Origin of the sequence: Chroococcidiopsis sp. CCALA 051, assembly GCF_003015105.1 — a bacterium.
GTDB lineage: Bacteria > Cyanobacteriota > Cyanobacteriia > Cyanobacteriales > Chroococcidiopsidaceae > Chroococcidiopsis > Chroococcidiopsis thermalis.
The window spans coordinates 1-8,531 of the sequence record NZ_PYCI01000208.1 but is presented as its reverse complement, the minus strand read 5'-3'; the positions used below and the strand labels follow the sequence as shown (position 1 = coordinate 8,531).

Here is an 8,531-nt window from a genome sequence, read left to right as displayed (position 1 = left end):
GTGTGAGTTGTTGTAGGGTTGTCTACTCCTCTTTAGTATTCCAGCACTAAAGGAGAATTTATGCAGCTAAAAAAAGAAAGTAGGTGTGGAGATAAGGGAGACAAGGGAGACAAGGGAGACAAGAGAGACAAGGGAGACAAGAGAGACAAGGGAGACAAGGGGGAATAATTACCAATTCCAATTACCAATTCCAATTACCAATTACCAATTACCAATTACCCATTACCAACTACCAACTACCCATTACCCATTACCAATTTTCTAAATTATGAAATTCCCCACAACTAGCAACCAATTACTCGAGCTCCAGACATGCACAACTCTGGAGGATTACGTCACCGCGATCGCTTGGTCGAGTGACGGTCAAATCGTTGCTAGCGACGCGGCGGGAGGGGTGACACTGTGGGATGGGGAAACACTCGTTCCTCTACAGACAAATAGTGGTACATCAGTTGATTGCCTTACTTTCTCCCACGACGGGCAATTTTTAGCTACAGGAGGACAGGATGGACGAGTTAGAATTTGGCGCTGGCGCGATCGCCAATTAATTGCCACTTTGGAAAATGCTCCTGCTTGGGTGGATAAGTTGGCTTGGAATCCCAGAAGTAACCAACTAGCTTTTAGTTTGGGGCGCTACGTCCAAGTGTGGGATGCAAATACAGAGGAGATTGTTGTTACTCTCAATTTTGAGAATTCTTCTGTATTAGGAATAGACTGGCATCCAGATGGACAGTATTTGGCGATCGCGGGATATCAGGGGGCAAAGGTTTGGGATGCAACAGATTGGGATGACGATCCGTACGTTATAGATATACCATCGGCAAGTCTGGCGATCGCTTGGTCACCTGATGGCAAATATATCGCTTCTGGAAACATGGATCGGACGATTACAGTTTTAGAATGGGGCAATCCCAATCCCTGGGTGATGCGGGGCTTTCCTGGTAAGATTCGTCACCTAGCTTGGTCAAGTATTAAGACGCAACGAGACGCACCGCTACTTGCCTCAGCTAGCGTTGAAGGGATTGTGGTATGGGAAAAACTAGAGGATGAAAATTTAGGCTGGGATAGTAGATTGTTGCAGCGACATACAGATGTCGTACAGGCGATCGCCTTTCAACCTGGTAGTCTACTTCTCGCTTCGGCGGCGGTTGATGGTTGGCTGTGTTTGTGGCAAAAAGCCAAGCGTATCGCGCAGTTAATTGACGATGCAACTGATGGGTTATCTTGTCTAGCTTGGCATCCCCAAGGGCAAAAATTAGCAGCAGGGAGTCAAGCAGGGGAATTGTTGCTGTGGTCAAAAGCTTCGCGAGGAACTGGATTTGGTCGCGGTAAATAGTCGATCGCCTGCCGAATTTCTGAAACTTTTTGCTCGTAGGTGACATCATCTAAAACTGGTTTAGCAGCCTCAAGATCGATCGCTTCATTTAAATCGATCCACGATCTGCAACCGCCATATTCAACACGATAGGAAATTTGACGCGATCGGGATAACTTATAAGCCCGCAAAAGTAAGACATACACGGGTTGACGGGGTTTCCATTTGAGGCGATCGCGAATAAATTTTTCGTTCCAAACATGGAACGGTAGCAAAGCATTCACAATTGTCTCGTCTAACACTGGCACAATATCAGTAATCTTTACCCAACTGCCGATTTTAATTGTATCTGGATGCCAACCAGATGCTACCGGAGTCACTTGCGAAGCATACTCAGGCTTGAGTAATTCGGGCTGTTGGTGTTCGTAAGTGGGGTAAAGCAGAACCTCGTCGCGATCGACTTGAAATTGTCCGCCACTTTCACGGATACCACCTTTACGCAATAGTAAGATCGTTTCGCCCCGTTCGATCGCGTTAACAGCAACCGCCCATTCCTTGAGTGCGTGGATTGTGGTTAGTAACATCGGTAAATCTCTATAATTTCCCCTCTCTAATAATTACCATTTCTATTGTGTTGCTGCCATCAACTCAAACAATAATTTGCTAAACAATAATTCGACTAGGGTAAGTGACGATAAGTTCCTGAAAACATTGTCTAATTAAGTATTCTCATAACCTGCGATCGCATTCACTGATGCGGTCTTTTTTTTGTTGTGGAACAGCATAGTACTTCTCTCAATCTCCATCCTAGCAATGGTTTGGTCAAGACGAATGGCGATCGATAGCACAGCTAAATAAAACTACTATATAACTTTAAAGCAATTTATAAAACAATTGGGAACTAAATCAAACACAGCAACGTTTTTCGATGATTTTCTGACTCAATTATTTAAGCAAATTGGCTGATTTGAAATCATAATTATCGTCGTCAACGCTGAAATATCTTTGTTAGTATTGCCAAGACAGTTACAAAGTTATTGACTGTAACACCACAGCAAGTGAGGAAATAAAAATGGGCGGAAATATAACTAAGAAAAGCTTGAATACAAAACTTTTTAGCTTACTTGGAATTGCTGGTGCTAGCGCTTTACTCGGTTTACCAGCGTTTGCTCTACCTAATTCCTCCGATGGAAATACCAGACAGTTTTTAGCTCAGTCTACTTCTAGCCCTAGTAGTGGCAGTGGTTCTTCTACTGGTACAGAAATGTCACCAGGCAGCAGTACGACTCCAGGTAGCAGCACGACTCCAGGCAGCAGCACGACTCCAGGTACTACCACTTATCCGGGTACTGGTTCTGATTCCAATGGCACTACGACTCCTTCTAACTCTGGTAGCGGCACGATGACTCCGGGTAGCAGCACCACTCCAGGTAGCGGTAGCATGACTAGCCCTAATAGTTCTAGTGATTCGGAGATGACCCCTAGCAGCAAGCCCAGTGGCTCTAAGAAAACTCCATCTCAAAGTGGTTCTCAGACAACCCCTCGATAAAACATTAGCGGCTAGCAGTCAGTCAACAAGTATTTAATTCCGAATTCCGAATTCCGAATTCCGAATTCTACCTAACCGCTAGCCCCATTTGCCAAAATTCTCTGGGCGCGGCGTGCTTCTGCATCCGTGCCTTCTACGATGACTAAATACTCTTGTGGGAAAGAGCGATCGCTTTCTACATTTGGACTTACTGTCAGTCTGTCAGCGCAGTTTAAGGTTGAGATCGCACCACCACAAGCCAATCCAATTCCCGTACCGAATAAAGTCGCAGCTAAAGTTGTTCCTACCGTGCCAACCGCTAACGCTGGAGCAACTCCTGGTACTAGTAAAATACCAATACTTACTAAACAACCACCGATCGCGCCGACTGTGCTACCGACAATCATGGCACAGGGCGATTTTTCTGTTTGTTCTGTTGCGAGTGCGCCAGCTTGAGTTCTCTGAATTGCCGCTCTTAAATCTGCCAATAATTCTGCATCTTTACTGGCTACAGAAATATGACTAATAGGAAAACCCGCACAATATAATTTGGCAAACGCTTGTTCTGCTTCCTGACGAGTTGTAAATGTACCAACGGTGCATCTATGTTTTACTAAAACCATCTGCTCCTCCTCTAAATCCGCCTTGTTCGATAGTTATTAACTGTTGTTTAGCCACCATCACTCAGTCATACAGGCAACATTACCAGTTGCACCTACTTAGAGTTAGGCTTATTTTTCGTTTTTATATCTTGCTAAAAACAACTTAGATCGAACAAAGTAGTCGAGAGAAGAATTGAAATATAATGATAAGCTTTATCGCTAATTTCTTTGAGATTTCAATCTTGAAGTTAAGAGATATTAAGGTGTCCGAGCTACGATTGAAATTAAGTACAAATATCTAATTCCTCAAATTATTTCATGCATCAAAGTTAAGGATAAAAATGTTTCTTATGCAAAATATCTGCGATCGCGTAGAAAGTCAAAAGTTGTAGGGGCGGGTTCACTGAAAATATTTGCCCTATTCAAAATTGTTTGATAACCCCGCCCGTACAGAAGTCAAAACCGATCGCCCCTCACTCCTAACTATCCAATGACCATAAAAAAACTCCATTTATCACGCAGGACTTTGCCCTGAATAAATAGGAGTTGATGTATATAGTTAAAGTTTGTAGTTAAAAAATTTTTACTTGATGTAAAGCAGACAGAGTTGATTCAAATTATGCTTCTTCCTCCTTGCTTTCGCTACTACAACCAGGAGAAGCCTCATAAAGTGCGTCTAATTGGGCGCGGGCATCTTCAACATCAATAGACCGCATGACTAACAGCGGTTCTCCGATAGGGTTGCCAGCTGCGTCCAGTAATTCAGGGTGAGGTACGGAGCGATTTGAGATATAGGGAAGATTCCCTCTATTTTGCATGGGCGATCGCGGTGCAGCAAACGTGCGATCGCGCTCGAAACTGAACATAATTAAGTTGCGAATTAGATTGCTTACAGCTATCAACGCTAGGATAGTAAAAGCAAGGATGTAAAGTAAGTGTAACATCGAGTTTTTTCTCCAAGCCAGCCAGTCTATACAGTTTTTTGCGAGTTTTTACGAACTTTTACCGCTTTGCTAAAGGCATTGACCGTTATCTCTAGCATCACAGAATTTGCTTCGATAGACAATCGTCTACTCAGAATATTTCAGTCAAGCATGTATATTACAAGGAACACTTTATCTAAATAAAATTCTTTAAAGTTCTACCTCTGGCTGTGTTGCCTGCTCCGACCGGAAGCGAATTGCCACTTTCCAACATTCTGTCACTAATTGATGCCAGGGTACGAGCGTTGCCATGTCAATGCCTACTTGTCCCCCAGTTGCCTGAAACATGAGCTGTGCTGTACTTACCTCCTGCTGGGCTTGCTTAACTCTTGCCAACAATTCAGATTGCTGTTGCGGTTCTAAAAATGAAACTTTCTCATTTTCTAAAAACGTTTGCGATCGCCCGAACCAATACTTAAAATCTTCAAGTAGCGGTTGGAGTAAGGTTTTTAACAACTCAGGTTCTGGCAAGTTTTGATTAAGCATGAATGAAAAGTAGATTACTAACCTACCACTAATTTTAACTTAGTTCAAGATTCTTTACATTCTGTCATTAGAAGTAACTGGGAGCAGGAAGCAGGGAGCAGGGAGCAGGGGAAGCTGGGGGAGCAACTACCAATTACCAATTACCCATTACCCATTACCCATTACCACTCCCGACTCCTGACTCCTTACAATAGAAGGCAAACGGTATTGGTTTACAGTCTCATCAACATAGTTTTGTAATTAAAATGTCTAGTTCAGAATCCCATTGTCAACCGGAACAGCAGGAACAAGCACCGCAGGAAAAAATTTATCTCCCTCGCACCAGTGAATCAGAGACATTGCAGAAAATTCGCCACACTACCTCTCATGTCATGGCGATGGCGGTGCAAAAGTTATTTCCTAAAGCACAGGTGACTATTGGACCCTGGATTGAGAATGGATTTTACTACGATTTTGACAATCCCGAACCGTTTACAGAAAAAGATCTCAAAGCCATCCAGAAAGAGATGGTGAAGATTATCAATCGTAAATTGCCTGTCATTAGGGAAGAAGTCAGCCGCGAGGAAGCCGAACAGCGGATTCAGGCAATTAAAGAGCCGTATAAACTAGAAATCCTGGCAGATATTAAGCAGGAACCAATTACGATCTACCATTTGGGGGATGAATGGTGGGACTTGTGTGCTGGACCCCATCTTAACAACACGGCAGAGTTGCAACCCAAAGCAATTGAGTTAGAAAGCGTTGCTGGGGCATACTGGCGCGGTGATGAAACCAAGGCGCAGCTACAACGAATTTACGGCACGGCTTGGGAATCAGAACAGCAATTAGCTGAGTACAAGCGTCGTAAGGAAGAAGCCCTCAGACGCGACCATCGCCGCTTAGGGAAAGAACTAGGACTATTTATCTTTAGCGATGAGGTAGGACCGGGTTTACCTCTGTGGACTCCCAAAGGAACGCTGTTACGCAGTCTTTTAGAAGACTTTCTCAAACAAGAACAGCTCAAACGCGGTTATCTTCCTGTCGTATCGCCTCACATTGCCAGAGTCGATTTATTTAAAACTTCCGGTCACTGGCAGAAATATAAAGAGGATATGTTTCCATTGATGGCAGAGAATGAGGAAGCAGCAGCCCACGAATTGGGTTTCGTTCTCAAGCCGATGAACTGCCCGTTTCACATCCAAATTTACAAGAGCGAATTACGTTCTTATCGCGAATTACCAATGCGGTTAGCAGAGTTTGGAACTGTATACCGTTACGAACAATCGGGCGAATTAGGAGGTTTGACGCGGGTACGTGGTTTTACGGTAGATGATTCTCACCTATTCGTGACTCCAGAACAACTCGACAGCGAATTTCTCAATGTGGTTGATTTGATTCTGTCGGTATTTAACAAATTGCAACTGAAAAATTTCAAAGCAAGACTGAGTTTCCGCGATCCGGCTTCGGATAAGTACATTGGTTCTGACGAGGCGTGGTCAAAAGCTGAAGGAGCAATTCGCCGCGCTGTAGAAAAGCTAGAAATGAACCACTTTGAAGGAATTGGGGAAGCAGCATTCTACGGTCCCAAGCTCGATTTTATTTTCCAAGATGCTTTGGAAAGGGAATGGCAGTTAGGTACGGTACAGGTTGATTACAACTTACCCGAACGCTTTGACTTAGAATATGTTGCAGAGGATGGTACGCGCCAGCGCCCAGTAATGATTCACCGCGCTCCATTTGGCTCGTTAGAACGGTTAATTGGGATTTTAATTGAAGAGTATGCGGGAGACTTTCCCTTATGGCTAGCACCCATTCAAGCTCGATTAATGCCCGTCAGCGATGCTCAATTGATGTTTGCTAAAGAAGTCGCAGACAAGATGCGATCGCTCAACATGCGCGTAGAAGTCGATACCAGTGGCGATCGCTTGCCGAAAATGATCCGCAATGCTGAAAAGGCAAAAATTCCCGTCATGGCGGTTGTAGGGGCGAAAGAAGTGGAGTCCGATAGTTTGAGTCTCCGCGTTCGTACTGCTGGTAAACCATCGGCAGATCTCGGCACGATCTCTGTCCCTGCGGTGTTGGAAAGGATGCAAAAGGCGATCGCCAACTACACTAATTTCTAATCCTGAGTATTACGCCCCCATTAAAAAGCGGTAACGACACACCGTCAGCCTCGATCCCCCAACCCCCTTAAAAAGGGGGCTTTAAATTTCCCCTTTTGAATCGGACTCGATCCCCCAACCGCCTTAAAAAGGGGGCTTTGTTTCCCCCCTTGAAAAGGGGGGCTAGGGGGGATCGAGATCTGCAACTTCAAGCGCGTAACTCTTTACTCGTCGATTTGCCAAGAATCCTTCGTTAACTCTTCATCAATAATGTGCTTGGGACGCACGACAACGACAATTTTCCCCAGTAACTTGACATCTGGTTGAGTTTCAAACCAACCAAAGTCAACTTCCCCCGCTGCATCATAGACAAAATAACTATTGACATCCCATTCTCTAGCGTGACGGTCGGCAATGACTAGAACTGGTTCCGATGTTGTAGCTGATTGATTGGGGAGGCGATCGCTTTGACACAGAATTGCGATCGGATCTTCAGCACTGCGGACTGTTTGCCAACCTGGTAAGGCTACCCAAGCCTGTTCCCCAGCAAACTTGACAATCTGAAACGGCTCTACTGCTTCTACTATGGGTACAGCTTGAACTTCAGCCGATTTTAACGGCATTTCCCCAACAACTGGAATCAATCGCGGTAAATGATCTTCGGAGTCTGGACGATAAAAAGGGATGGTTGGAGCCGGACGCTTAGGAACGATAGTAAAATCGACAAGTAACTGTTCGATCTTTTGTCTTGCCGTATCCGAATCGGCAAACCTTAGCCCCTTAGCAATTAATCGCGATCGCTCTTGTAAATCTGATTTTTGTCGTGCCAGTCGCCAACACTGATAAGCAATTGCATCCCCTGGACGATCGGCAAATCCTTCAGGTAGGTTACGCAGGCGAGAAAATTCTTTCATATCCCGTGCCACTTCCTTAGCCATATCCGCATCTAAGTTGTGAGCCAAGATAAATTCTGCTGCTGCGACTCGTTCTGCATTATTGAGCAACCGCAGTTCGTACAAAATATCGCTGCCTTTTTGAGTAAAGCGCGATCGCACTGCCTCAGAAGCATTTGTTTTTTCTAAAGAAGTATAAACCTGCGCGCCTACAATCACCTGATTTTGTTGCACTGGTTCAAATCCCGTCGCTTCAAAGATCTGCTGTGGTGTTTGCCCTGCTTTTTGCAACTGGGCGATCGCTTGACCCCATTCCACCCAACTACCTTGTTTTTGCCGCAGGGATGTCAGCGTGGCTTCGATGTCGAGTTGATTGGAGGGCGATTCAGTCATGATGAGGAGTGAGGAGCAAGGAGTGAGGAGCGAGGGAACAAAACGTTTATTATCCGTTGTTTGATTATATATGTAAGAGTTTTATTAGATTGACCTATTTAAAATTTCTTGCAGTGCAAATGTTTGCCTAGTCAGAACCAGCCTTATCCTAATTTAGAGGATAGTAACTAGCTTTTACTTCCTCTTGTCTACTCCTTCTTGTCCTCCTTGTCTCCCTTGTCCCAATTTTGAATTTTGAATTGTGTTCCCC

Annotated in this window: 8 protein-coding genes; 3 read left to right on the top strand and 5 right to left on the bottom strand. The window is 44.5% G+C overall.

Annotation, left to right across the window (positions count from 1 at the left end):
* The first annotated feature begins 268 nt into the window (after nt 1-268).
* Nucleotides 269-1,336 (top strand): WD40 repeat domain-containing protein, encoded by a 1,068-nt coding sequence (locus C7Y66_RS29250; protein ID WP_106548230.1) that lies wholly within the window; start codon nt 269-271, stop codon nt 1,334-1,336.
* Here C7Y66_RS29250 and C7Y66_RS29245 read toward each other — a convergent pair.
* On the bottom strand, nt 1,270-1,899 hold the full coding sequence (locus C7Y66_RS29245; RefSeq protein ID WP_106548229.1) for a DUF1802 family protein: 630 nt from the start codon (nt 1,897-1,899) through the stop codon (nt 1,270-1,272). The two genes, C7Y66_RS29250 and C7Y66_RS29245, sit on opposite strands and share 67 nt — an antisense overlap.
* A gap of 488 nt (nt 1,900-2,387) precedes the next feature.
* Between C7Y66_RS29245 and C7Y66_RS32200 the strand changes: the two genes are divergently transcribed.
* Entirely contained in the window at nt 2,388-2,864 is a 477-nt protein-coding gene (locus C7Y66_RS32200; RefSeq protein ID WP_199197712.1) for a hypothetical protein, read from the top strand.
* A gap of 71 nt (nt 2,865-2,935) precedes the next feature.
* Here C7Y66_RS32200 and C7Y66_RS29235 read toward each other — a convergent pair whose 3' ends face one another.
* From C7Y66_RS29235 to C7Y66_RS29225, 3 genes are all read right to left on the bottom strand, one after another.
* The gene (locus C7Y66_RS29235; RefSeq protein WP_106548228.1) at nt 2,936-3,466 is read right to left on the bottom strand and encodes a DUF1269 domain-containing protein; all 531 of its coding nucleotides are present in this window, start codon (nt 3,464-3,466) and stop codon (nt 2,936-2,938) included.
* 596 nt (nt 3,467-4,062) lie between these two features.
* Nucleotides 4,063-4,389: a DUF2973 domain-containing protein gene (locus C7Y66_RS29230; RefSeq protein WP_015153825.1), complete on the bottom strand. Its 327-nt coding sequence runs from the start codon at nt 4,387-4,389 to the stop codon at nt 4,063-4,065.
* A 189-nt stretch (nt 4,390-4,578) separates the two neighbouring features.
* Nucleotides 4,579-4,914, bottom strand: a complete 336-nt coding sequence (locus tag C7Y66_RS29225) for a DUF2605 domain-containing protein (protein WP_015153826.1) — start codon at nt 4,912-4,914, stop codon at nt 4,579-4,581.
* A 245-nt stretch (nt 4,915-5,159) separates the two neighbouring features.
* Between C7Y66_RS29225 and thrS the strand changes: the two genes are divergently transcribed.
* A complete protein-coding gene (gene thrS / locus C7Y66_RS29220) occupies nt 5,160-7,016 on the top strand; it encodes a threonine--tRNA ligase (protein ID WP_106548227.1) in 1,857 nt (618 codons plus the stop codon).
* 203 nt (nt 7,017-7,219) lie between these two features.
* On the opposite strand, the gene C7Y66_RS29215 is transcribed toward thrS, so the two are convergent.
* Entirely contained in the window at nt 7,220-8,281 is a 1,062-nt protein-coding gene (locus C7Y66_RS29215) for a RuBisCO accumulation factor 1 (RefSeq protein ID WP_106548226.1), read from the bottom strand.
* Between the last annotated feature and the right edge of the window lie 250 nt (nt 8,282-8,531).